Genomic DNA, 24,496 nt, shown 5'->3' with positions numbered 1-24,496 from the left:
TCCAGTGACTGCTCAGATCGCAGATGAGGCGGGGTGGGTTCAGAAGCTCGGCAGAACCGATCCGTCGGACCACTTCTTCTCGATGAACTTCTTCACCTCGGGGGAGTGGAGGAGCTCGTCGAGCTTCTTGATGTTCTCATCGTCCTTGTTCGCGGTGCGCGCGGCGAGGAAGTTGCCGTAGGGGTTGTCTTCGGCCTTCTCCAACAGGATGCCGTCCTTAGCTGGGCTGAGTCCCGCTTCGAGGGCGTTGTTGCCGTTGATGACCGAGGCATCGACGTCTTCGAGGGTGCGCGCCAGCTGAGCGGCGTCGGCCTCGACGAACTCGACCTTCTTCGGGTTGCCCTCGACATCGGAGAGCTTCGCATCGACCGCGTCGACACCGTCCTTGAGAGTGATGACCTTGGCCTCTTCGAGCATCTTCAGTGCACGACCCTGGTTGGCCGGATCGTTGTTGATGCCGATCTTCGCACCCTTGGGCAGGTCACCCACGTCCTTGATGTCGTTGGAGAACAGGGCGAAGGGTTCGAGGTTGATCGGGTCGAATGCGGTGAGCTCGTAGCCCTGGCCTTCGACCTCGGAGTCGAGGTAGGGCTTGTGCTGGAAGTAGTTGGCGTCGATGTCACCATCGGACAGTGCCTTGTTCGGCAGCGTGTAGTCCGTGTATTCGGTGACCTCGATGTCGAGGCCGGCATCCTCGGCGAGATTCTCATCGACGAACTTCAGGATGTCGCCCTGCGGCACCGGGGTGGCACCGACGGTGAGCTTGGTGATGTCGCCGTCCTTCTCGCCGACGGAATCAGAACCGCCGCCGACGAGGCCGCAGCCCGAGAGCAGCAGGGTCGCACTCGCAGCGATGGCGATGAGCTTGGTCTTCATGGTTCTCCTTGATTTCAGTGAGTCGTCAGAGTGGCGTGCTTCGTTTCAGTGACGAGATTTCAGGTGGTGCAGCCTCAGCGGTGGTCGACAGCGCGGGCGATGCGGTCACCGATGAACTGGATGAGTGTGACGATGAGGACGAGGACGATGATGCAGGCGATCATGGTGTCCGCCTGATAGCGCTGGTAGCCGTAGGAGATTGCCAGTGCACCGAGTCCGCCACCGCCCACGGCACCGGCCATGGCCGTGTAGGACACCAGGGTCACCGAGGTGACCGTTGCCGCTCCGATCAGGCCGGGCTTCGCCTCGGGGACGTAGACCTGCCGGACCACCTGTCCGTTCGACGCCCCCATCATCAATGCCGCCTCGACCTTCCCTTCCGAGACCTCACGCAGGGAGTTCTCGACGAGGCGGGCATAGAAGGGGATCGCACCGATGGTCAGCGACACCACGGTCGCCTGCCAGCCCAGGGCCGAGCCCACGACGAAGCGGGCGAAGGGGATGAGGGCGATGATGAGGATGATGAAGGGTATCGAGCGCGTGATGTCGACGATGATCGACAGCACTCGGTAGAGCACGGGGCGCGCTTTGAGCCCGCCTTTTGAGCTGGTGAACAGCCAGATTCCCAGCGGCAGTCCGATGAGGACGGCCAGCCCGGTCGACCACAGGGTCATGAGCAGGGTCTCGATGGTTGCAGGCAGCATCTGCTGCGTGATCGCCGGGTTGTCGAACCACATGGGGTCGTTCATCAGGCTGCCACCTCCGCATAGATTCCGTCGGCTTCCAAGGCCGTGATGAGTTCCTTCGACGCAGCGGCAGAGCCGACCGTGAAGCGGATCCGCCCAACTTGTCTGCCCTCGATGGTCTCGACGGCACCGGCGAGGATCGCATCGGCACCGACTCCCACGGACTGGGCGCGGGTGAGGACATCCGGCAGGCTGGTGCCGGCCAGGGAGACCTCGACGAGTCGGACAGCCCCGGACTCGGAACCCTCAGCCGTACCCTTGTCATCGAGGCCGATGGGCGGAAGGGGGACGAGATCCTTGGCCAGGGTCGAGCCGGGCTCGGAGATCACCTCGGCGAGTTTGCCGGTCTTGGCCACGCGACCATCGGCCAGCAGGGTCACCGAGTCGCAGATCTCGCGGATGACGGACATCTCGTGGGTGATGATGAGGACGGTGATGCCCAGGCGATCGCGCAGGGAGCGGATGAGGCCCAGGATCTGGTCCGTGGTGGTGGCATCCAGCGCCGAGGTGGGCTCATCGCACAGCAGAACCTTGGGTTCGGCAGCCAGCGCCCGGGCAATGCCCACGCGCTGCTTCTGTCCGCCGGAGAGCTGGGCGGGGTAGTTGTCGGCGCGGTCGCCGAGACCCACGATCTCGAGGAGCTCACGGGCCTTGGCCAGACGTTCGGACTTGGAGACGCCGGCGATCTGGAGTGGATGGGCCACATTGTGCAGGGCGGTGCGTGAATCGAGGAGGTTCACGTGCTGGAAGACCATGCCGATGCTGCGGCGAGCCTCGCGCAGTCCCGAACCGGACTGGTCGGTGATGTCCACCTCGTCGATGGAGACAGTGCCGGAGCTCGGACGTTCGAGTCCGGTCAGACACCGGATGAGCGTGGATTTGCCGGCACCGGAGCGGCCGACGATGCCATGGATCTCTCCGGCGGGGACCGACAGATCGATCTCCTCCAGAGCGACGGTGTCTCCGAACACCTTCCGCAGACTGCGCAGCTCGATCACAGGCGTCTCCTCTTGTGGGTGGGATGGGGGAATGGCGACATGAGCCTACGGTTCAGTAGCGCCGATGATTCAGCATGTCAAGAAGGCCGCTCTGCCTCGGGCACGGGCGTCATAAAAAGACGCACAACCAGCCGTTCGTGACCAAGGACACGCGGTTTCGGTGTGATGGGCCACCTCGGCGGGTTCGGTGGACAACCTCGGCGGGGGAAGTGACGAGAGTGTGAACGTTGGCGGAAGCTGAGGGAAAGCCGCGGCGCAGTTCGCGTTCTCGTAACCTCACCGTCACTTCGCGCCCGTATTCCTGAGTAGCTAAGGCTCATGGCCGCTTGCTGTCTCGGCACAGTGGTCTGGCGAGGACGACGATAGGAATACCGCATGCTCGAGGACACCACCAGGATCGCTGCGATCGTCCCCTGCCACAATGAGGAGATCACGGTGGCGACGGTGGTCAACGACCTGAAGAAGGCCGTCCCCGGGATCACCGTCTACGTCTACGACAACTGCTCCACCGACCTGACTTCGCAGAGAGCCGCCGAGGCGGGCGCGATCGTTCGCAAGGAGAACTCACCGGGCAAGGGCAACGTCGTCAGGCGTGCCTTCGCCGATATCGAGGCCGACATCTACGTGATGATCGACGGCGATGACACCTACGAGGCCTCCCACCTTCCCGAGATGATCGAGACCCTGGTCTCCGGGCCGTATGACCATGTGCTCGGGGTGCGCCAGGACAATCAGGAGTCCACCTCCTACCGGCCAGGCCACGAAGCCGGGAATATGATGTTCAATCGGCTCACCGGGTGGCTGTTCCAATCCCAGGTCACCGACATGCTCTCCGGCTACCGGGTGTTCTCCCGCAGGTTCGTGAAGTCGTTCCCCGCGATCAGCAAGCGCTTCGAGATCGAGACGGAGCTGACCGTGCACATGATGTCGCTGCGTCTGCCCAGCACCGAGGTGCCCATCGACTTCCGTGACCGTCCTGACGGCAGCGAGTCCAAACTCTCGACGTTCAAAGACGGGTTCCGCATCCTCGGCCTCATCTCCGCACTGGTCAGACACGAGCGGCCGAGGCTGTTCTACGGTGTCATCACCACGATCCTGGCCGCGTTGTCTCTGCTGTTCGGATTGCCCGTGGTCTGGGAGTTCTGGCAGACCGGACTGGTGCCCAGGTTCCCGACGGCTATCCTGGCCGCTGCCCTCATGGGACTGGCCTTCCTGCTCGGCAGTGTGGGACTGACCTTGGACGGTCTGCGCCGTGCTAGGCGGGAGACTTCGCGGTTGGCCTACCTGGGGCTACCGGCGGTCAGCGTGCCTGAAGCCAGCACCTCGGAACGAGACCTGCCGCGGCAAACGCTTCGGCAGTCGCCAGCAACGAGGACCTCGCTCGCCTCATGACGGCACCGAAACCACCGAAGCTGCGAGGCTTCCTCGCCTCGGCGCTTGCCTGGGACGTCTTCCTCGCGCTGCTGACATTTGCGCCCTCCCTGGTCTTCATCAAGCTCTTCTTCCCAGGGCGGGCCAACGTCGACATCGGCAACCAGTATGCCCAAGCCACGGGCGATATCCCGTTCTCCGACTGGCACCCGCCGGTGATGAGCGCCGTGTGGCGAGGTCTCATCAGCATCACCGGTGCAGCCGGAAGCCTGTTCGTCCTGCAAGTCGGCATCCTCGCGCTCGCCTGCTGGGGCCTCGGTGTGATCGTGCACCGATGGGGAGCACCTCGGTGGGTGTCGCTGCTCGGGCCGGCGATCATGGCCGCCCCGTGGGTGGTGTCGCAGATGACGACGATGTGGAAGGACACGCAGATGGCTGTGGCCATACTGCTGGCCGTGGTTCTCCTCATCATCACCCGATTCATCCCGAAGACGTGGCTGCTCTGGATTCCGGCTCTGGTGCTGCTCGTGTATGCGTTCGGTCTGCGGAAGAACGCCATCTTCGCCATCGTCCCGATCGCCGTGTACATCGGATACCTGATGGTCAAGCGGCTGCGCAGCAGTCGACGCTTCGCCACGTTCGCAGGAGGGGCCGGTGCCCGGTTCGCCGCACGGCGGGGGGTGGCCACAGCAGTGGCCTCGCTGCTGGTCCTCATCGTCCTGGGCGCGGGCCTCAAGGCCACGGATGCGGCCATCGAATCCCAGGAGGACGTGGCGGCGACCGGTCAGATCTCGCAGATCTTCCTCGACGACGTCATGTTCTCCGTGCCCAACGGCGATCTCCAGGCCTCGGACGCCCCAGCCGAGCTCAAAGACAAGATCAGCACGGCCAGAGACAAATGCCTGGACAAGGGCGAGATCTGGGACGCCTACTGGAACTGCTACGGCAAGGGCGCAACAGGGAAAGATTTCGAACCGATCGCCCACCAGGATGAGTTGAAGGACCTGTGGTTGAGCGAGGTCATCACCCACCCGCTCCGTTATGTCGAGTACCGATCCGCCGTATTCTCCTTCTACTTCTTCTCTTCGGCCCTCGAGTATTGGCCCGCCGAGTGGCACTTCGACGCGGCGAAGGCCGGTCTCAAGCAGGGGGGCGTCAAGGCCGACTACATCGTCAAGCCCTATGTCGAGGATTTCGCACTCGACACGTTCCCGATGCTGTTCAAGCCCTGGTTCTGGACCCTTCTCGCAGGTCTCCTCCTGATCTTCGCTTACCGCGCACGAGCCCGACATGCGAGGTCGGTGAAGGCTGTCGGGGCTCGGACCTTCTGGCCCGAGATCACGATGCTGTCCACCTCGGCGCTGTTCTATGTGTTCGGATACTTTCCGATCGTCCCGTCGAACCATTTTCGGTACACGTTCTGGCCGGCGCTCGCCGTGACCACCGCACTGCTCTTCGTCCTGGCGATGTGGCGGGCTCAGCGAGGTCCGGCAGTCCTGCGAGCACCGGCGACCCGGCAAACATCTGGAGGTCGGCAATCGCCTGCAGCCACAGACGCCTCAGATCCGGGGAAGGCCCCGTGATCACCGGGCACGCCGCGATCGAGGACATTCAGCGAGTCCGAAACCTGGCCGATTAGACTCGGTGACTGTAATGAAAGAGTCTTTGTCGGCCCGTGTGCGGCGCCTCGCGGCGGAAGCGTTCAAGTTTCTCACTGTCGGTGGTTTGGGATACATCGTCGACGTGGGACTCTCCAACGTCCTCGCCTACGGCCTGGGATCGATCCCCCCACTGCTCGAGGGCAGCCCCATCAAGGCCAAGATCGTCTCCACCATCATCGCCATGATCGTGGTGTGGATCGGCAATAAGCTCTGGACCTACGGGGACCGGACCACCGATTCGAACCTGCGCGGCATTCTGCTCTTCGCGGCCGTCAACCTGGCCGGAATGGCCATCTCCGTCATCCCGTTGGGCGTGACCTGGTACCTGTTCGACATGCGTGACCAGCTGACCTACAACATCTCGACGAATATCATCGGTGTCGGCCTGGCCATGATCTTCCGCTTCTACGCCTACCGGACGTGGGTGTTCAAGGATGCCTCCCGGGACGCCGAGGTGGTTGTGGAGCTGGACGAGCCCCGCACCGTTCCCGACGACCGTCAGTAGGGTTGCAGCGCTGACTTCATCGACACAACGGTGGAGCTTCGAGCCTCCTGTGCGGGCACCGTCGTTTCGGCGCTCCACCGTTGTGCCGTAGCGAGGACTGACGCGACTGGGAGCCGAAGCCTATAGTTGGGCAAACCAGGAAGCGGGAACATCAGCGACTGGTGTGGAGGCACAGGTAATGAAGACAGCGGAGTCCTACTTGGGCAGGACCTGAAGTCCTCAAACGTTCCGATGGAGCACGGAGCAAGTAGTGCATCGTTGCTTGCGGGACTACGAGCAAATAGAGGGGAAATGTGATGAGTGAAAAGGCGACGACCGTCGACGAATATCTTGATGGTGTTGATCCGGCGTTCCGAGCGGAGCTACAACGGATTCGTGCGCTCGTAACCGAGCTCGTGCCGAACGTTGAAGAGTCGATAAGTTACCGCATGCCAACACTGAAATACAAAGACCGCGCATTGGTATATTTCACCGCCTCGAAGAAACACATGAGCCTATTCCCCTCGTCTTGGGCGATCGAAGAGTTCAAGGACCGACTAGAGGACTACAAGACCACTGTGCACGCGATTCAGTTCACGCTGGCGAAGCCGCTGCCCACCGACCTGATCGAGGACCTCGTGTGCTTCCACCAGCGCCAGATTGACGAAAACCGACAATGAACAATCCCCATATGGCCGTCCATGGGCGACGAATGCGAAGACCTCGCTTGGGCTCAGGACATGTTCGTCGACAGTGTTCGTGCGCGCAAAGGTGATCTGACGATCATCGAGCTTCCTGCGGCAGAACACAGATTCGAGAACTCAGGCCATGTTGATGGTCGGCGAGCAGGAGGCGACCGGCTATGAAACTGGTTGAGAGCCTCCTGCTCAGCAGACTTGCAACACCTCGGCTACCAGGGATGAGGTGCGTCGACAACTACTTCCTCAAGCGACGATAGGCGCGAGCCGACAAGGGCAGGAACACGGCGGTGATTGCCAATGGCCAAGCGATTGCAGCAAGCAGGCTTGAATCAGTCAGCCATCCACTTGTGACGCCTGTGGGGTTGCCGAACAGTTCCCTGGCTGCCGTCGCTGTTGCCGATATGGGATTCCACGCTGCAACCGCGCCTAGCCAGTCGGGCATGAATTCCGGAGCGACGACGACATTCGACAGGAAGCCGACTGGCCACACCAGGACCTGGAGAATTCTCGGAGGACTATTTCGTGAAGGGCAACGCCTGCGTGGCAAGCCTCAGCGTGTCGATCTCACGCGTCAGAGCCGATTCTGCAGTTGGCAGCGCTCTGCTGACGACGAGGCCATTGACCACACTGAGAAGGAAATGCGCCCTGGCCCTGTTGTCACCTTCTTCCAACGCCCGCTGCTCAACGAGGATTGCGAGCCACGTCTCCACGCGGCGCGCGGCCTGTTCTTCAAAGGCAATGTGTGTCGCGCGGATGTCGTCAGGAGCTTCTGGACTGATGTAGTTCCGGTACAGCTCGCTCCATCGAATCCGGGCCTCATCTCCTGTACCGATGGCAGCGACGAGCCTGCCCAAATTGTCGACGAGGCGTTGTCTTGCCGGTAGCGCCGTGTCGTGAATGCGATCGTCGGGCATTGCCGAGTCATACATCGAGGCAAGTACGGCATCGAGTAAAACTCGTTGCGTCGGGAAGTAGTGTCGCAAAGTTCCCATCCCGACCCCAGCCCGTGCAGCCACTGCACGGACAGTCAGGCGTTGCTCTCTTCCCTCCTGAACCATCGATGTGGCCGCGTCCAGGATCTTGCGTTGTGTGCTCATGATTTCTCCCCCCCCCCCCGAATTGAAGCAACATCATGCTAGCACGTTGTGCTAGTCTTCGATTAGCACAACGTGCTAACTGACTATGACGAATGGAGCCGACATGACCACAACATTGCCCTCCGCCCGTACTCGACCCGTCGCCGGCACGATCACCCTCTGGGCGATGCAAGTATTGCTGGCCCTTATCTTCGGGTTCATGGCTTTTCCGAAGGCGATGGGCAACCCGATCGCCGTCGCGCCGTTCGACTTGATTGGGCTCGGTATCCCCGGCATGGTTGTCGTCGGATGGCTGGAACTCGCTGGGGCAATCGCTCTGCTGATCCCCCGGTTGTGCGGCCTCGCTTCGATCTGCCAAGTCCCGCTCATGATCGGCGCGACGATCCTGAGTGCCCTAGTCACTCCGAACTTGGTCGTCATTCCTGCACTTACCTTGGGGCTGGTATGTATCGTGGCCTGGTTCCGTCGCTATGACACCGTTGCTCTGATTCAGATTGTTCGTCGCTGATGCACACTGCCGGGGGAGAGTACCGTCCGGACTCTTCTGTTCGCGCCGACGAAGAATGCGACCCGCCGAACCTCTCGCCAGGAAGGACAGATATGACCGTGTACTCCCCAGGAGATGCTGACCGTACGACCAAAGAGCCCTCTCCTCGGCACACTGCTCCGCGCCCCAACCCAGACAGAGCCGTCCCAGAACGCGTCTCGGCAGCCGGTGTGGCGCCGGGCTGGCGCGAGCTGGTCGTCGCAGTCCTCGCGTACCTGGCTACGTATGGGCTCGTGTTCCTGCTCCTGCCGCTGATCGCAGACGATGCCGTGACGGGCGTTGTCGGACTGTTCGTCTCCGGGGCCATGGGAATCGTGGCGTTCTTGGCCGCATGTCTCGTTCGACGCCGCAGGCTCAGTATCTTCGGGATCCGTAGAGCTCGACCGCGCTTCCTCTGGATGGGTGTCGGCTTCGGGCTCGCGGCCTATCTGCTGGGGGTGGTTGCCGCATTTGTGTACATCGCGGCAACAGGGGACGCCCAGAACGTTCAGACCAGCTATCAATCCGCTGCTCGGGGCAGTGCCGGATTCCTCGTCCTGACGCTCGTCGCTGGCTCCATTGTCACGCCGATCGGTGAAGAACTGATGTTTCGCGGTGTGGTCGCCAACGTGCTGTTTGCTCGACTCACGGCGTGGGTGGCGGTCCCGCTCAGCGCTCTGATCTTCGCCGTTGCCCACGGCATCAACCCCGTCTTTCCCGTCGCTTTCGTCGTCGGAGTTCTCGCGGCCCTGCTGTTCACGTGGTCGGGCTCGATCTGGCCCGGGGTCATCCTTCATGGGGTCAACAACGCCACAGCGCTGGTCGTTCCGTTGGCGATCTCGAGCTGGGTCCAGTCGGTTCCGTTCGGATGGGTGAGTCTCAGAGAGTAATGGCAATGCTCCTACGCCCGGGACGAAATCGACCTGGCCGCTGAGTAGGCAAACGTGATGCGATTGTGCGAGGCAGCTGACCGCCCCAGGTGGCGGGTAGGCGCCCCCGTGGGGAGCATCTCCTCTCTGCCGATGAGAACAGCGGCGCCGGCCCGCGCAGAACCTCAGGCGAAACGACGAACGAAGGCGCGCTGCCGGTCGTTCATGTCACGTTCTGCGAGTGTGAGTAGCAGACTGGATTCCCTTTCCGTGACGGTCGGCACCTGGCTGAGGAACTCCGAGACGATGCCCTCAATGTCCGCTGCGAGATCGTCGAGTTCGGCGGTAGTCGTGTTCTCGTCGATGGCCTCGAACTGCGTCTGCGCTGCAACGAGCCGGGATCGCACCTCGGGGCACTGCAGTGTCTCGGCCAGACGATCGGCGCGCTCGTCGTCTCCGTACAGGTGAGCGAAGAGGGTCGAGGCAGAGACATCCGACGGTGTCGTGACGAGCGCAGCGGCCAACTTTGACAGCCCGATGCGTCCGGCAGCGCGTGCTGCGGCCAGGCGCTCCCGCTGGGCGGTGAGGGCCGCGATGCGCTGACCAAGTGCTGCATCAACCTCGTCGAGGGTCTCGTCCCCCGACGCGCCAAAGCCAGCGACAACGGCGCCAGCGTGCTCCAGAGAAAGACCAGACTGGGTGAGCTGACGGATCCGCACCAAAGCGACGAGGTGGTCAACCGTGTAATCCCCGTATCCGTTGGCGCGGCGTTCAGGCTCGGCAAGGACACTCTTCTGGGTGTAGTAGCGGATAGTCCGGACAGTCACGCCGGCGAGATCCGCGAGTTCTCCGATGCGCATCGGTAGTCATCTTACAACTGTCGACTTGACCACGACGTGGCGTCACGGTTTCAGATAGACGATATGGAACGTATTCGCTTCTTTTACCTTGCTTCTTTCGCCATGTCGCTCTTAGGTAACTCGATCACCGCGATCGCATTGCCACTGGTGGTGCTGTTCACCACCGGCAGCCCTGTGGGTGCGGGTGTCGTGGCGATAGCCTCCGCGGTGCCCGCGGCCTTTGCCGGGTTGCTGATGGGCGCGCTCGTTGACCGGATCAACCGCCGAACCGTCGCCATCCTCTCCGATGTCATCTCAGCGGTGGCTCTGCTCATTCTGCCGATCGTGCATCTGACGATCGGGTTGAACTTAGGCTGGTTCATCGCCGTCGCCATTCTGAATTCTTTTGGGGACGTCCCCGGCATCACCGCACGAGAGGCGATGCTGCCAGCGATCGCGAAGGCGGCGAAGCTCGACCCTTCTCGGCTGATCGGCATCCGGGAATCGCTGTCCGGGGCATCGCTGCTGCTCGGACCGGGAGTCGCTGGCATCCTCGTCGCCGCTCTCGAACCGGTCTCAGTGCTATGGATCACCTCAGGTCTGGCGGTATCCGCGGCGCTGCTCACCCTCGTCATCCCGCCTCGCGCGGCCGTGTTCGTCGGCGAGACCGTCGAGGCCCCTTCCTCGACCTCTGCGATGTCGATGTTCCGCGGCATGGGGATCATAGTCCGTTCGCCGCTGCTGCGTGGACTCGTGCTGCTCGGCCTGGCCCTGGCGATTGTGCTGGCTGCCACTCAGGGAATGGTCATGCCTGTCCACTTCGCCGTCCAGGGCGAACCGCAGTTCGTCGGGTTCGTCCTCAGCGCCCTAGCCGCCGGTTTGCTTGTGGGCGGTGGAATCTTCGCCGCCCTCGGCCATCGCATCCCGCGCCGTATCTGGTTCATCGCTGGTCTGATCCTTGTTGCGGCAGGCTTCTCGATCATCGCCATCCTCGGCCCGGTGTGGTCCATCTTCGCCGGAGCGGTCGCGGCCGGCATCGGCGGCGGCGCCATGAACGCTGTCATTGGACTGGCCTTCGTCGAAAACGTTCCGGACGTCCAACGCGGAACGGTGCTCGGCGCTCAGAACGCGCTGATGGTCCTGGTCCCTGCATTGGGCATCGGAGCCGCGGCCGTACTCATTGAGGCCGGCGGCATCCAGCTGGCCGCCGTCGCTCTCGCGGGCCTGTGGATTCTCGCGGCCATCGCCGCTCTTCTGACCCCCCGCCTCCGCCGACTCGGCCAGGCCGAAGCCTGACGCCGACTGACGACATAAGGGACAACACCATGAAAACTCTGAGGAACCTACGAACGACGCTGCGAGAGAACTGGCGCACCTACATCCTCCTCAGCGTCGCAACCTATGGCGCGCTGGTCGTGATGATGACCGTAACCTCGCTCATACCGGGAATGCGAGAAGAAGGAGTCGAAGGGTTGACGGCTTTCACTGACCTGCCCGGTCTCTCGGCCGTTGTCGACGCCTACGCCTCCGGCAACGTCATCGCGGCAGCCCTCCTCACCTTTACCGCGAACCTTCTATTCGCGGCCGTGCTCACCACTACCTTGCCTTCTCTCATCATCCCGTTCTTCGCAGTCGTCGCAACGGTGGGGCGTGCCGGCCTCATCGGGATGTGGCTCGCCCCGGGTTCCTCTGGCGAAGCGCTCGCGCTCATCCCCCACGCACCGATAGTCATCATCGAATTCCAGGCCTACATTTTGGCCGCGCTCGGCGCTGTCATTCTCTGGCGAAAGACTCTCGGGCACCGGCGACACGGATACTTCTCAGCGTGGGCCGGATACCGGACCGGCATCCAAGACAACGCACGCCTTTATCCCGTCATCATCGCCATACTCGTCCTCGCCGGCTTCCTTGAAGCCATCGAAGTCATCTACCTGAGGCCTCTCCTCCACTGACACCTCGGCGAGTCATTGCTCGGCAGTCAGTCCGTTGAGGTTAGCCCGGATTTCAGCGCGAGTACCGCAGCTTCCGATAGGCGCGGATGACCGGGGCGGGAGCTATGGTCCGCAGTTCCGCCCGAATGAGAAGTCGCTTCTGCCTCCACACTGCACTGCGCCTATTCGGCAGCTGACCGGCCCTGGCACGTGCGGCCAGCAACGCCAGATGATGATGCATTCTGCCGTCGTCGGAATGGAAGTAGTTCTGAGCCAACCACGCCGAAGTGGGGAAGCCGATTGTCCCGGCTGCGACCTCGGCGAGGGTCCCCGTAGCGCCGGAGTCCGCGAAGGCCTCATTGAGCAGGTGACGGTCGAAGCCGAAATCGGAGATCAACAGAGTGGAGATGCCACGGTCGAAGGCTTCCAGAGCCGCCGTCGATGACACCGTCACCAGCGCGGCACCCGGCACGAGGAACTCGTCGAGAGGACCATAGCCGAGCCCGATGCGATCGGCGCCTGGAATGCCTTGGTCACGCAGGGATTCGAGGATGTCGAAGTACGAGTGCTGTTCGTGATGAGTTTCGTGCTCACCCGGCCGGGAACGCATTTTGATGATGGTGCTCGAGCCTTCGTGACGAGAGGCGAATTCGGCGAGGGAACGAACGATCGCCTCGCGATCGTCGAGTGTTGCGGGCACCTTGGCCTGCGGCGCGAACACGAGTGTCTGGGGGACGCCGACCTGTGTGAGGGGCTCGGGGGCTCCACCAGTGACGGCTGGCTGGGGGATCCCGGCACGTTGCGGGATCCCCACTGAGCGCAGCATCGGCAGACGGGCCAGGTAGATCTCACAGGGCACTTGCGTGAGTGCACTGACCTCGGTGTACTGCGCCACCTCGGCGAAGGAATGGGTGATGAACGCATCCATCAGCCGGCGATAATTCATGCCCTTGCAGCTGGCGGGCAGCCCCATGCCGGGCAGGCCCGAGACCAGAGCAGGGCGCTGTTCGAGCAGGTGCGCGGTGAGGAAGAGCTGAGCGACGATCGGGCCGGTGGCGGCCCCGAGCACGATGTCGGCATGATGATCGGCGATGATGTGAGCTACGTCGGTGCGCTTGATGACGGGGATGCTGCGGCCAGCCCAGGCGGTGCCGGCGATGGAGTGGATGATCTGCTCAGAGGTGGGCAGGATCGGGCTGTCGATGAGGTAGACATGGGCCTCGATACCGGGCAGAGAACTCAGCAGCTGGGTCGCCCATTTGAGGTAGGACTCGGAGTCGGAGACAGAGACGATCCGGATCGGTGCGTCAGCGGTCGACGAAACCGGTGGATCAGTGCGCGGGGCGCGATCCGTGTGTGATGGTGGTTCAGGAGTCGACATCTGCCTTGACCGATTGGGCATTGAGGGACTTACGCAGACTATCGGCTGAGGCTCCGGTCCACCATTCTGCCGGAATCTCGGTGACGGCGATCGTCACGTCCGGGTTGAGTGTCGACAGGGAGATCGCTGCGGTGCTGGGCAGGCTGCGGATGATGGAATTCGGCGGCAGATTGACCAGGCGCAGCTCAATCGGCAGACCAACGTGTTTGATGCGCACGCGCTCGTCACGGTCGAGTTCGGCCAGGAACTCGTCGGTCTCGCGGCGGTGCGGGTAATAGGTGATCGGTCCGTTGGCCATGAGCTCTTCGAGCCAGGCGCGGTAGGCATCGGCGTGGATGAGTCCGTCGGCGACCAGGGCCGAGCCGATGACTGGGTTGTCCCTCGGGTGGCTGCCGCCGGTGGGCAGGGTCTGCAGGTGTTCGAACTTATGGCGGGTGATCTCCGCACCTGTTTTGAGGAAGGCCTTGCGCATGGTCTTCGACACCGGCAGTGCGGTGTGCCAGCGCAGTTTCCCTGCCGGTGCCAGACCACGAAGCCGGTCCGCGACGTGTGCGGACATGACCGCGCGCGAGGCCTTGAGCTTCTGCCGCGGACGCACGAGGGGTCCGCGTTTGGCGGTGAGGATCTCGATGGTCGAGTAGGTGGCCAGACCGTCGTCGAGGATGACGACCTCGGGCATGCGACGTTCCAGGTAGGCCAGCGCAAGTGCCTTATGGACCTGCCCGGAGCAGGCATCGCCGATGTAGATGCGATCGAAGACCTGTTTGCGTAGGACTCCGGGCTTGGCTCCGACACGTTCGAGGGTGATGTTCTTCGGCAGCCAGGCGGAGTCGAAGGCATCGAGGAAGGAAGTCATGCCCTTCGCATTGGCTCGGGCCCGAATCAGCAGGTCCTCGTCCGGTTCGTGGGCTTCGAGGGCGGAGAGGAACTGCAGGGGAGATTCGACGAAGGCGATCGAAGCGAACAGAATCTTCTTCGCCTTCTTCGTCTTCTGTGCGGGGGCTTGCGCATCCTGTGTGATAGTCATGGTGACCTCGTCTTCCTTCGGGTCTGACTTCTTCTCAGCTGACTTCTGCTTATCCGGCTGCTTCTTGCTCTGCTTCTTCTTCGGGTCCTTCTTCGTCGAACCCTTCTTGGACATCATCGGTCCGGCTCCGATCTGAGTTTCACACTCAGCTTCGAGCTCAGTGTTGACTTCACCTTCGGGACGATCTTTGGGCCATCGATGGAGATCCCGTAGGCCTTCAGGGTGTGCTGAGCGCGTTTTGCCTGGGTGCGTAGACGCCGTTTGGCTGAGCTGAGCCCCTTGCGATGCGGTGGAATCTCCAACTGTCCGGGCAGGTCCAGCTTCGACAGGCGCTTGCGTTTGAAGTACTTCATGTCCTCATCACCAAGGGCCGATTCGAGGAACTCGATCGCGTTGCCTCGCAGGTAGGAAGCGGTCTCGGACTGCATGCAGTAGGTGACGGCGTCGATGAGCGGACCCAGGTCCTTCGTGCCGTACGCCTGCGACCCCGAGAACGGGGCGCCGGATCCCATCTGACCGGTGGCGGACATCGCGTGCACGGGGGCATCGGTAACCTCGGCGAGGTCCCCGGGCAGGACATATCCACCCGTATGCAGGGCATCGACGATCGTCACGGGAATCCGGTTGCTGTTCTGGTACGGGGTGAGTACCTGCAGCATCATCGAGGTGCCGATCGCGGCCGTGGCGGTCCCGAAGAGTGCGCGAGCGGTCGCGAGCCCGGTCGAGTAGCAGGACACGACGAGCTGTGGCTGGGTGGTGGCGATGACGATCTCGGCCAGCAGCGGCACGTCAGCGAGCACGAACTCCAGACCCAGTTCGTGACTGCGCTTGCGCAGGGGCTCGGTCGTCGTCCTCGCCGAGGTGGGGTGAGGTTTGAAGATGACGGTGGAGAGCCCTCGCGCCTTGACCTCATCGATCATCTGCAGGTGCAGATCCAGCTCTTCCTCGGCGGTGATGAGGTCGATCTGAGCGAGGTACTGGCCGAGGACCATCGCAGAGTCCGGAATCAGATCGGTGAGATCCGCCGCCGCCAACTCAGGAGCCACCTCGGCGGCCATGTCATCGATGACCGACTTCAGGTCCGCTGCCGGCAGTGCCACGCGATCGGGGGAGTGCTCGGCTAGTTGACGTGGGGTGATGCCCGGCAGGAGATCCGTGTAGTAGATCGCCGACAGCCGCTGGTACTGCGGCAAGGACAGCGGATTGCGGATCGGGCCGTAGCTCATCAGCCCATCGGAGTGCACCGAGATCCTCGCCGTGGTGAAGATCTGGGTGAGGACACCGGCCGGATGACCGGGCAGGGACTCGACGATGAGATCGATGGGCTCGTCATCGGCGATCGCCCATCCCGAGCGCAGCGAGCGCTGCATGAGCGGGGCACGTTCGCCGGAGATGCCGAAGGCCTTCGGGTGGTTGGGCCAGACGGTGGCGTTCCAGTCGACGATGAGATCGAAGTGAGTCAGCAGGCTGGCCGAGCCGGGCATGTCATCGGCGGCCGGCGTCAGTTCAGGGGCGAAGGAGTTGTTGGCGATGACGAGGATCCGCCGCTCCTTCGCCTCACCGAGGCGTCCGGCGCGGATCAGGGCAACGATGTTCGCGAGCTGGTACTGGGTGGAGATCTGGATGATCTGGGTCATCAGCGGGCCCTCCTGACGATCGACTCGATCACGGGCAGTCGGTGCTCCCCGTAGTTGTGCAGGGCCTGGTCGATGATGTCGTTGTCGACGCCCTGCAAGGTGTTCACCGCACCCACGTTGAGCTTCGACCTGACCTCGTGATTCATCGAGGAGCCGCGGTTGTGGATCTGGAAGTAGAGGATGGAGAGGAAGTTGCGGACGGCCTTGCGTTCGAAGCGACGGAACTCCGGCTTCTCCTCAAGCATCGCGAACACGGAGCGGAAGGCGGGGATGAAGTCGAGCTGACGTTCGTCGAAGATCGCCGTCAACGAGGTGGTGCTGCCCTTGCGATAGCACAGGCCGGCGGTGTCGACGACGGCGAAGCTGTCGGTCTCGAGGTGGTGGCGCCAGGTCCAGGGGCGATCCTCGCAGGTCCGCAGGGCCGGGTTGAACTCGAGCAGACCCCGCTGCGCCATGGACCGGGAGTAGATGCCGGTCCAGCACTCGGGGAAGTCGACCATCGTCGAGGCATCGTGGGGGAGGATGAAATCCCTGGGGTTGAGTGCCGTGTTGTGGGTGAGGCAGGGGGCCGTGCGCAGTTTGCGTTTGAAGCCGTTGACGATGAGGTAGTTGGTCTTGACGAAGTCCACGCCCAGACCGGTGATCGAATCCGTCAGGGAGCGCAGATGGCCAGGGGCGTACCAGTCGTCGCCGTCGAGGTAGGTGATCGTCTCACCTGTGGCAGCTTCCAGCGCGGTGTTGCGGGCGGTGGAGACTCCGCGTGACTCCGAGTTGTGGATGGTCACCAGGTTGAGGTGATCGGCGAATTCGGCAATGACTCCTGCGGTGTCATCGGTGGACCCGTCGTTGACGACGATGACTTCCAGTTCGTCACGGGTGAAGCGCTGGTTGACCAGGCTCTTCAGGCTCCCGCCGATCGTTTCCTCGGCGTTCTTCGCAGCGATGATGACACTGACGACTGGGACTGTCATTGGGTCCTTTCGCGGTGGTGCTCTTCTGTCATGGAGCTTGTCGCGTGCGCTGGTGCATGCACGTGTTCTCCTGTGCGGACGGGTTGTGTGGTTCGCATTCGATTGATCGTAGAATTCCTAAGCGAACGGTGGGTTGCGCCGAGGTTGACGGTTCAGACAGCGCGAATTCACCCGGCGTTCGCTTGCCGCCCACGATCACGTTGACGACCACCCATAGCCTGATGTGATGCCGGACTTGAAGCTGTTCCACTTCGACATCCCGACCTGGGGAAACTATGGCGACAAGGCCCTGTTCCCCGTGGTCAGAGACGCTTTCCGGGTGATGGGCACTGGTGGGTCGGCCGGCTCAGATTCCCCGGAGCAGTCGGTCGGTCAGGTGGACTTCACCTCGGCGGCGGCCCTGCGACGCGAGGTGGACATGGCCCTGGTCGAGCGGATCAATTCATCGGCCGATGCTGTTGTCATCGGCGGTGGCGGGCTGTTCCTCCAAGACACGAACCCGAATCGGCTCTCGGGCTGGCAGTGGAAGATCTCCGCCGAGGCGCTCGCCGCCATCGAGGTGCCGTTGATCGTCTATGCGCTCGGCGACAACCGGTTCCCCGGCCAGCCCGAGTTCGACGAGCTGATGCATTCCCATGTCAGTCAGGTCCTCGATCAGTCCGTGTTCTTCGGTCTGCGCAACACCGGCAGCATCGAGTCGATGACGCGGTTCCTGGGCGACGGTGGGGATCGGATCCGCTTCCAACCCTGCCCGACGTCCATTGCGGGTCTGCTCTACGAACCTCTGCTTGGCCGACGCCCCGATCCGAGCCAGAAGGTCCTGGCGATCCAGATGCTCGTTCATCCGCGCCAGCAGGCTGCCGGCTATGACGCCGAGGTGATCCACCAAGCCACGATCGAAGCAGCCCGCATGCTTGTGGCCAAGGAGTGGACCATCCTCAGCGTTCCCTTCCACCCCGATGACGCCGAAGTGTCGAGGAAGTTGGTTGCCGAGGTGCCCGAAGTCGAGGAGGTCAGGCTATATGGCTCCGACGTCGGGTTCTTCGCCGGCTTCGATCTGTTCTCCACAATCCCCTATGTGCTGGGCGGTCGCGGGCACGCGCAGATGATCCCCTTCGGAGTCGGCTCGATCCCGATCTCCCTCGACCTGCACGCCAAGCTGGGCTACTTCGCACACGACATCGGGCACCCGGAATTCGTCGTGCCGGTGGGGCCGGAAGGAATGACAGCGGAAAGTGCGGGCGCAGACAGTGATGGCACCGGCGTCAGCGGCGGCACTGTCAGCGGCGACGATGCCGGGACTGACGGTCCCGGTGGCGACGCGACGCGGCGGGTCCACGCGTTGGCCCAACGGATCGTCGATACGATCGAGCATGCCTACGCGCAGGGCAATGACCTGCAAGACGACCTCGCATCGACGCGGCAGAAGCTCTTCGACACCACTGCAGTCAATCATGCCGATATCCGCGATGCACTCCGTCCCGCGTCGGGCCCGGGCTCAGACGTGGATCCTCGGACGGACTCCGACATCCGAGCCGAGGAGTTCCACCTCGCGGCAGTCGCCGAGGCTGAGGAGTTCAGCACCGCTCAGACGCGAGAACTCTCGAAGACCCGTCGAGAGCACAAACTGAAACTCGACGATGCCGCCACGCAGCGCAGGGCACTCGAGGCGGAACGTGAGAAGCTCTGTGCACAACTCAAGCACAAGGAGACTCTGCTCGAGCGACAGTCTGCGGAGCTTGATGCCCAGACCACGAAACTCGACACTCAGACTGCGGAGATGAACCGGCACGCCGACGATGCCGCCGGACTGCGGTCGCAGCTCGAGAAGTCCGATGCTCAGCTCAGGTCGGTCAATGACCGTACAGCTACCGCCGAAGCGAAGGTCCTCATCGACAAGACGGCGCATGGGCTGGCGTGGCGAGCACGGAGAATCAAGCGCGCGTTCAAACGCTGAAGAACGGCGCGCCTCAGAAGACGGAGCCGGCGATCATCGCCCGGGCCTGCACTCCCATCGACAAAGAACTCGCTACGCACATTCACCAGGAGCTCGATGCACACGAGCGAACACGACAACGGCCCCACCACCTCGGCGAGGTGATGGGGCCGTTGTCAGCTGATCAGGTCAGACCGCGATCAGATCAACCGAGGATCAGGTCAGATCAGACGCTGACCTTGCGCAGCGAATCGATCTTCGATTCTTCGCCCGGCATGACGCGCTTCTCGCCGTCACCGAAGGCGGTTTCGAGGACGCGCACGCCCTTGACGAGCGAGGTGAACTCGCGTGGTTCCATTGATGCGGACTGGTCCGAGCCCCACATCGAGGAGTCCATGGTGATGTGGCGTTCGATGGTCACGGCGCCCAGTGCTGCGGCGGCGAAGGAGATCTCGAGGCCCAGCTCGTGGCCGGAGTAGCCCACAGGCACACCGTAACGCTCACGCATGGCGGGGATGGCCTTGAGGTTGACCTCTTCGGGAGGCAGCGGGTAGGTCGAGGTGGCGTGCATGAGCACCAGCTTGTCGCGGTTGAAGACCTCGACGGCTGCATCAAGTGTGGCCCAGTCGGACATGCCCGAGGAGCACAGGACCGGCTTGCCGGTGGCGGCGATCGCACGGAGGAGTTCGAAGTCAGTCAGCGAAGCGGAGGCGACCTTGTAGGTCAGAGCGTCGAACTCGTTTTCGAGGAAGTCCACGGAGTCAGTGTCCCAGGGGGAGGCGAACCACTGCAGACCGACTTCCTTGGCGTAGCGGTCGATCTCGGCATACTCTTCCTGGCCGAACTCGACGCGCCACTTGTAGTCGAGGTAGGTCATCTCGCCCCAAGGGGTCGAGCGCATCTTCGACTTCTGGTGTTCGGGCACAGCCACATCGGGATTGCGCTTCTGGAACTTCACGGCCTGGGCACCGGCGGTGACGGCGACATCCATGAGCTGCTTCGCGATCTCGACGTCGCCGTTGTGGTTGATGCCGATTTCGCCGATCATGTACACGGGCTGATTCGGGCCGACGAGGTGATCTCCGAAGGCCACGGGGGCGAGTTGATCAGTCATGAAACCTGCTTTCGATTGGTACGCAAACTTGCTGCGTGATTCGTGAGCAACGGCTGTTGCTGCTGGATGGATGGTCGGTGAGCATTGGTGTGGTGTGAGTCGGAGTCCAGAACGGATGTCAGGCCCCGCGTCGGCAGCTGCTGCGTTGCCTGGTCAGGCACGGGGATGAGGTCGCAGACTTCGCGGACAGCTCCCTTTCCGCCCGGCCGATCGAGGACCACTCGAGCCGCTGCGAGCACCTTGGGGTGGGCGTCCGCGACTGCGATGGGCCAGCCGACGACGTCGAAGGCTTCGAGGTCGTTGATGTCGTTTCCGACGTAGGCCACTCGGGTTGCGTCGAGGCCCTGTTCATCGATCCACGACTGCAGGACCTTCGATTTATTGTCGACGCCCTGGGTTACGTCTACGTGAAGTTTTTCCGCCCTGCGGGTGACGACTGGGTTGCGTTCCTTCGACAGGATCATGACAGGCAGTCCTGATCTGACGAGGCGTGAGACTCCCATGCCGTCGCCGCGATGGACGCGGACCTGTTCGTTGCCGTCCTCGTCGACATAGGCACCGTCGTCGGTGTGGACTCCGTCGAAGTCGGTGACGAGGGCGTCGACGTCGATGACCTGCGCGGTCTCCTGCGTGGAGGCGATCGCGCGGACCAGTGAGAGGTCGGACATGTCGTCGATTTCGCGGGCGTGCTCGGGTGGGACCTCTTCGATCGTGACGCGGCCGAAGAAGCGGTGCTCGTGCTCAAGCAGGCCGTCGGTGCGCATGACGTAGAACGCGCCGGTCTCGTTGTAGTGCTTGGCACGGTCCTGGCGGCGGGGCCGGAAGCTGGCTTCGTGACCGACGGCGACTGCGGATCTGCCGTCATCGAGGCGCCACAGGAACGAGTGGTCCTCGACGGCGGAGAACACGACGTCGGCTTCCCCGTCGCGCACGGCGGCGACCGCGTTGTCGATCGAGGCAGAGTCGATGAACGGAGAGGTGCACTGCATGAACACGGTGGTGTCGAATTCCTCGCCGAGGTTGGCCAGCGTGTAGATCAGGGCCGATTCGCTGGTCGCGGTGTCACCGGCGATGTCAGCGGGACGGTGGCACACCTCGGCGCCGGCGCGAATCGCTTCTGCGGCGATTCCCTCATGATCGGTCGAGACGACCACGCGGTCGATGCTCTGTGTTGAGTTGGCTGCGTTGATCGCGCGCGCCAGAAGCGAGACCCCGGCGACCTTCTGCAGGTTCTTCAGCGGAATTCCCTTGGAGCCGCCCCGGGCGGGAATGATCGCCACGGCCCGATGCTGCCGTGCTGCGCTTTCGTTGTCAGCGGGCGCTGTGGCCACGCGATCGGTGGGCGCTGGGGGAGTCAGAGTCGATTGGTAGTTCACAATGATTCGACGCTAACGACGGCATGTGGCCCCCAGGTGAACGATCAATGTCGCCGAGGCGACGCCTTCGTGGCGGGTGTGTGTCGAGGTGCCGTGGGGCCGGGTTTGTCACCCGAGTCGGAACCGAGCCGTCAGCGCCAGGTGACGTTCCACATGCGGTTGTTCCAGGCGTCGAAGGGAATGACTTCGCCGGTGTAGATCGGCCAGAAGTAGGCGAATGCCATAATTGCGGCCACAAGGATGAGGCCCACGGCCATCCGACGGCCGAACAGGGACCAGGGGATTCGCGTGCCGCGACCGGCGAAGACGGGACCCCGCGGTTTGGGCGCGGAGTCGAAGAAGCCTGCAGTGCTACCTGCCGGAGTCGGGGCGGCAGTCGCAGCGGTGGGGACTCGGCCCCACAGCAGCGTCAGGCAGTAGGTGAACGCGAGGACGACGAAGGGCACCATGACGATCGTGTAGAAGGTGAAGATGGTGCGTTCCTGGTAGGCGAACCAGGGCAGCCACGTCGCGGCGAGTCCGGCCAGGATGACTCCGGCGCGAACATCTCGGCGGATGATCCACGCGACCAGCGCGACGAGGATGGCGATGGGCGCCAGGCCCCAGATGACCGGATTGCCGAGCGAGGTGATCGCCGCAGAACAATGCTCGACGGCGCAGCCCATGCTGCCCTGGTCAGGGGATTCGTAGTAGAAGGAGGTCGGCCGCCACTGGACGATCCACCCCCAGGGGTTCGACATATAGGGGTGTTCCGAGTCGAGACCGACATGGAACGAATACGCCGTGTAGTGGTAGTGGGCCAGAGATGGAAGCCACAGCAGCCAGTCCGGCAGCGCGCTCCACCAGCCGCCGTTCTCGAACGCCCACTGCCGGTCCCAAGCGTCATCGGATCGGATCCACCCGGACCAGGTGACGATATAGGTCAGCAGCGCCACGGGCACGAGTTTGATGAACGCAGGAATGCTGTCGCGGATGAGCATGCCCAGCCAGGGGTGGACGGTTCCGGCGCGGTGGCGCGAATGCACGTCCCAGGCGACGACGAGGATCCCGAATGCGGCAACGGCATAGAGGCCCGACCATTTCACTCCCATCGCCAGACCCAGGCTGATGCCTGCGGCGATGAGCCAGGGACGCACGCCGAGGCGGGGCCCGAAATTGATGAGATCCTTGCTTCGCGATGGGTGACGGTCGCGAGATCGCTCTGATGCCTGGTCTGATGCCTGGTCTGATGCTGGGTCTGATGCCTGCTCTTTTGACGAGTCTGCCGGGGGAGCGACCGACGCTGTGAAACGGGCCAAGCGCATCGTGACGAACTCTCGGTCGATAACGATGAAGGCGAAGGCAAGGAGGACGAAGGCCATGAGGATGATGTCGAGCAGGCTCGTGCGCGAATGCACGAAGTGCTCACCATCGATCGAGAGCAGGCCAGCGGCCACGCAGGCGAAGAACGCGGAGCGGAAGAGCTTCCACGCGATGAAGCCCATGAGGAAGATCGTCAGGGTGCCGACGATGGCGACGGAGAACCGCCAGCCGAAGGAATCGTCGGCGCCGAAGAGGTGGATGCCGGCACCGATGATCCATTTGCCCAACGGCGGGTGGACGACATATTCAGGAGTGGACTCGATGACGCTCGGGTCACCGGCGTTGAAGGATTCATCGGCATTTTCCGGCCAGGAGCGTTCGTAGCCGAACTTGAAGACGGAGTAGGCGTCCTTGACGTAATAGGTTTCGTCGAAGATCAGACGGTGGGGGAAGTCGAGGTTGAAGAGCCGGAGTACACCACCGATAGCTGTGATGATGAGCAGGGCCGGCCACATCCAGATCGGCGCGCGCGTCGCCCACATTCCGGCGCTGAAGGTGCGCCTGCGGATTGCAGCTGCATTGGCGCGGATCGATTCGCGCCGGTCAGCACGACGTTCCCGGGCGATGAGCTTGGTGGCAGCCGAAGCCGCTGCAGACGAGGGGGAGTCGGTGACTGAAGTCGTTGCGGATGAGGGGGAGTCGGTGTGGGAGTGTGTGGGGTCGGTGGACTCATCCGCGGGGTCGGTGGACCACCTCGGCGCCTGGGGATCTTCGGGTTGAGTCATTATCGTCAAGTTTAAGGTCCGGGGAGACGCTTCTTCCCATCTGGTCCTCAGGGTGAGTCGTTCATGTGCGGCGGGAGATCAGCACGAGCGGCGGGTTGGGGGACGTCGGCGTATTGTCCTTCGGGCCCTTGACACGACTAAGGTAGTCCCCAACAGGCGGCAAACGAATGAAACGGTGAAGAGCGTGTCATACAACCCGAACTATCGCCCGAGCGATCCACCACAGGTCGGATCCCAACAGCTCAACAATGGGTACGGCGCGTCCCAGCCGCAGTCAGGGCACGGCTCGGGCCAGTATCAGGACCAGGGCCAGTACTCGAACCCGAACGCGAACCCGTATTCGAACCCGAACCCGTATCAGCAGACCCAGTCCGGCCCAGCGGTCTACATCCAGCCGGGCACGTATGGCTACAGCCAGCCGGACGCCTACGGCTACAGTCAGCCGACGGGATACAGCCAGCCGATGACCTACGGAGCACCGATGATGGTGCGGCCGGCAGTGAACACTCTGTCGGGCTGGGCGATGTGGATGGGCATCATCGGGCTCGGCGGCGGTTTGGTCTGCAGCATCCTCTCCTTGGTCCCTGTCATCGGCATATTGTTCTCAATCGTGGCGATGTTCCTGTGGATCGCCCCGATCCTCGCGGTCATCTTCGGTCATGTGTCTCGCGGCCAGATCAAGAGAACCGGCGAAGACGGACGAGGCCAGGCCACCGCAGGGCTGGTCATGGGTTACATCGGCATCGGCTTCGCTCTGCTGATGATCGTCATCTTCGTCGGCGTTCTGGGTCTTGGAGTCCTCGCTGCCGGGATGGGCTACTGAGGGATCGTCAGGATCCTCGTCGGGAGAACCAAGTGCTGTGGAGCC

At 62.9% G+C, this 24,496-nt stretch carries 22 protein-coding genes; 10 read left to right on the top strand and 12 right to left on the bottom strand.

The genetic code is table 11. The features are described 5' to 3' along the window. Positions 1 to 39: 39 nt before the first annotated feature. The 3 genes from JTF07_RS03555 to JTF07_RS03545 all read right to left on the bottom strand — a co-directional run bounded on the left by JTF07_RS03555 (position 40) and on the right by JTF07_RS03545 (position 2,620). Positions 40 to 876 carry a MetQ/NlpA family ABC transporter substrate-binding protein gene (locus JTF07_RS03555; RefSeq protein WP_204232918.1) on the bottom strand — a complete coding sequence of 279 codons (837 nt, stop codon included), beginning with the start codon at positions 874 to 876 and terminating at the stop codon, positions 40 to 42. A gap of 74 nt (positions 877 to 950) precedes the next feature. After that, entirely contained in the window at positions 951 to 1,625 is a 675-nt protein-coding gene (locus tag JTF07_RS03550) for a methionine ABC transporter permease (protein WP_204232917.1), read from the bottom strand. After that, positions 1,625 to 2,620 carry a methionine ABC transporter ATP-binding protein gene (locus tag JTF07_RS03545; protein WP_204232916.1) on the bottom strand — a complete coding sequence of 332 codons (996 nt, stop codon included), beginning with the start codon at positions 2,618 to 2,620 and terminating at the stop codon, positions 1,625 to 1,627. The genes JTF07_RS03550 and JTF07_RS03545 overlap by 1 nt, the downstream gene beginning before the upstream one ends. A 375-nt stretch (positions 2,621 to 2,995) precedes the next feature. Between JTF07_RS03545 and JTF07_RS03540 the strand changes: the two genes are divergently transcribed. The 4 genes from JTF07_RS03540 (at position 2,996) to JTF07_RS03525 (ending at position 6,816) form a co-directional block, all read left to right on the top strand. Continuing rightward, on the top strand, positions 2,996 to 4,012 hold the full coding sequence (locus JTF07_RS03540) for a glycosyltransferase (RefSeq protein ID WP_252199245.1): 1,017 nt from the start codon (positions 2,996 to 2,998) through the stop codon (positions 4,010 to 4,012). Continuing rightward, a complete protein-coding gene (locus JTF07_RS03535) occupies positions 4,009 to 5,574 on the top strand; it encodes a hypothetical protein (RefSeq protein WP_204232915.1) in 1,566 nt (521 codons plus the stop codon). Before JTF07_RS03540 ends, JTF07_RS03535 begins: the two co-directional genes overlap by 4 nt. Positions 5,575 to 5,644: 70 nt before the next feature. After that, positions 5,645 to 6,157: a GtrA family protein gene (locus tag JTF07_RS03530; protein WP_204232914.1), complete on the top strand. Its 513-nt coding sequence runs from the start codon at positions 5,645 to 5,647 to the stop codon at positions 6,155 to 6,157. A 296-nt stretch (positions 6,158 to 6,453) separates the two neighbouring features. Next, positions 6,454 to 6,816 (top strand): iron chaperone, encoded by a 363-nt coding sequence (locus tag JTF07_RS03525; RefSeq protein ID WP_096157425.1) that lies wholly within the window; start codon positions 6,454 to 6,456, stop codon positions 6,814 to 6,816. Positions 6,817 to 7,352: 536 nt separating this feature from the next. Here the strand turns inward: JTF07_RS03525 and JTF07_RS03520 are convergent. Further along, positions 7,353 to 7,934, bottom strand: coding sequence for a TetR/AcrR family transcriptional regulator (locus JTF07_RS03520; RefSeq protein ID WP_096157424.1), 582 nt, complete (start codon positions 7,932 to 7,934; stop codon positions 7,353 to 7,355). 103 nt (positions 7,935 to 8,037) lie between these two features. On the opposite strand from JTF07_RS03520, the gene JTF07_RS03515 reads away from it, so the two are divergent. Together JTF07_RS03515 and JTF07_RS03510 are read left to right on the top strand one after the other, a co-directional pair. Further along, positions 8,038 to 8,442: a DoxX family protein gene (locus JTF07_RS03515; RefSeq protein WP_096157423.1), complete on the top strand. Its 405-nt coding sequence runs from the start codon at positions 8,038 to 8,040 to the stop codon at positions 8,440 to 8,442. Between the two features lie 92 nt (positions 8,443 to 8,534). Beyond that, positions 8,535 to 9,350, top strand: coding sequence for a CPBP family intramembrane glutamic endopeptidase (locus JTF07_RS03510; protein ID WP_204232913.1), 816 nt, complete (start codon positions 8,535 to 8,537; stop codon positions 9,348 to 9,350). A gap of 164 nt (positions 9,351 to 9,514) precedes the next feature. Here JTF07_RS03510 and JTF07_RS03505 read toward each other — a convergent pair whose 3' ends face one another. Then, entirely contained in the window at positions 9,515 to 10,189 is a 675-nt protein-coding gene (locus JTF07_RS03505) for a MerR family transcriptional regulator (protein ID WP_204232912.1), read from the bottom strand. 102 nt (positions 10,190 to 10,291) lie between these two features. On the opposite strand from JTF07_RS03505, the gene JTF07_RS03500 reads away from it, so the two are divergent. Continuing rightward, a complete protein-coding gene (locus JTF07_RS03500; protein ID WP_204232911.1) occupies positions 10,292 to 11,464 on the top strand; it encodes an MFS transporter in 1,173 nt (390 codons plus the stop codon). 29 nt (positions 11,465 to 11,493) lie between these two features. After that, positions 11,494 to 12,120 (top strand): hypothetical protein, encoded by a 627-nt coding sequence (locus JTF07_RS03495; RefSeq protein WP_204232910.1) that lies wholly within the window; start codon positions 11,494 to 11,496, stop codon positions 12,118 to 12,120. Between the two features lie 52 nt (positions 12,121 to 12,172). Here the strand turns inward: JTF07_RS03495 and JTF07_RS03490 are convergent, their stop codons facing one another. Genes JTF07_RS03490 through JTF07_RS03475 form a run of 4 tightly spaced genes read right to left on the bottom strand, consistent with a single transcriptional unit; the run spans position 12,173 to position 17,115 of the window. Next, positions 12,173 to 13,480 (bottom strand): DUF6716 putative glycosyltransferase, encoded by a 1,308-nt coding sequence (locus tag JTF07_RS03490; RefSeq protein ID WP_252199243.1) that lies wholly within the window; start codon positions 13,478 to 13,480, stop codon positions 12,173 to 12,175. Further along, complete coding sequence (locus tag JTF07_RS03485; RefSeq protein ID WP_252199242.1) at positions 13,467 to 14,624, bottom strand: polysialyltransferase family glycosyltransferase; 1,158 nt, start codon at positions 14,622 to 14,624, stop codon at positions 13,467 to 13,469. The genes JTF07_RS03490 and JTF07_RS03485 overlap by 14 nt, the downstream gene beginning before the upstream one ends. Further along, positions 14,621 to 16,144: a polysialyltransferase family glycosyltransferase gene (locus tag JTF07_RS03480; protein WP_204232909.1), complete on the bottom strand. Its 1,524-nt coding sequence runs from the start codon at positions 16,142 to 16,144 to the stop codon at positions 14,621 to 14,623. Before JTF07_RS03480 ends, JTF07_RS03485 begins: the two co-directional genes overlap by 4 nt. After that, a complete protein-coding gene (locus JTF07_RS03475; protein WP_204232908.1) occupies positions 16,144 to 17,115 on the bottom strand; it encodes a glycosyltransferase family 2 protein in 972 nt (323 codons plus the stop codon). The genes JTF07_RS03480 and JTF07_RS03475 overlap by 1 nt, the downstream gene beginning before the upstream one ends. 226 nt (positions 17,116 to 17,341) lie before the next feature. On the opposite strand from JTF07_RS03475, the gene JTF07_RS03470 reads away from it, so the two are divergent. Beyond that, complete coding sequence (locus JTF07_RS03470) at positions 17,342 to 19,072, top strand: polysaccharide pyruvyl transferase family protein (protein ID WP_204232907.1); 1,731 nt, start codon at positions 17,342 to 17,344, stop codon at positions 19,070 to 19,072. Positions 19,073 to 19,277: 205 nt separating this feature from the next. On the opposite strand, the gene JTF07_RS03465 is transcribed toward JTF07_RS03470, so the two are convergent. The 3 genes from JTF07_RS03465 to JTF07_RS03455 all read right to left on the bottom strand — a co-directional run bounded on the left by JTF07_RS03465 (position 19,278) and on the right by JTF07_RS03455 (position 23,628). Further along, positions 19,278 to 20,165, bottom strand: a complete 888-nt coding sequence (locus JTF07_RS03465; protein WP_204232906.1) for an N-acetylneuraminate synthase family protein — start codon at positions 20,163 to 20,165, stop codon at positions 19,278 to 19,280. Beyond that, entirely contained in the window at positions 20,162 to 21,541 is a 1,380-nt protein-coding gene (locus JTF07_RS03460; RefSeq protein WP_502710954.1) for a cytidylyltransferase domain-containing protein, read from the bottom strand. The genes JTF07_RS03465 and JTF07_RS03460 overlap by 4 nt, the downstream gene beginning before the upstream one ends. A 131-nt stretch (positions 21,542 to 21,672) precedes the next feature. Then, on the bottom strand, positions 21,673 to 23,628 hold the full coding sequence (locus tag JTF07_RS03455) for a dolichyl-phosphate-mannose--protein mannosyltransferase (RefSeq protein WP_213018579.1): 1,956 nt from the start codon (positions 23,626 to 23,628) through the stop codon (positions 21,673 to 21,675). Positions 23,629 to 23,803: 175 nt separating this feature from the next. Here JTF07_RS03455 and JTF07_RS20780 point away from each other — a divergent pair, with 175 nt between their 5' ends. Next, on the top strand, positions 23,804 to 24,451 hold the full coding sequence (locus tag JTF07_RS20780) for a DUF4190 domain-containing protein (RefSeq protein WP_204232905.1): 648 nt from the start codon (positions 23,804 to 23,806) through the stop codon (positions 24,449 to 24,451). Positions 24,452 to 24,496: the final 45 nt, after the last annotated feature.

Source organism: Brevibacterium sp. RIT 803, from assembly GCF_016892625.1.
In the GTDB taxonomy this organism is placed as follows: domain Bacteria; phylum Actinomycetota; class Actinomycetes; order Actinomycetales; family Brevibacteriaceae; genus Brevibacterium.
Note: the sequence above shows the minus strand (reverse complement) of the source record. Positions and strands in the feature narration are given on the sequence as shown.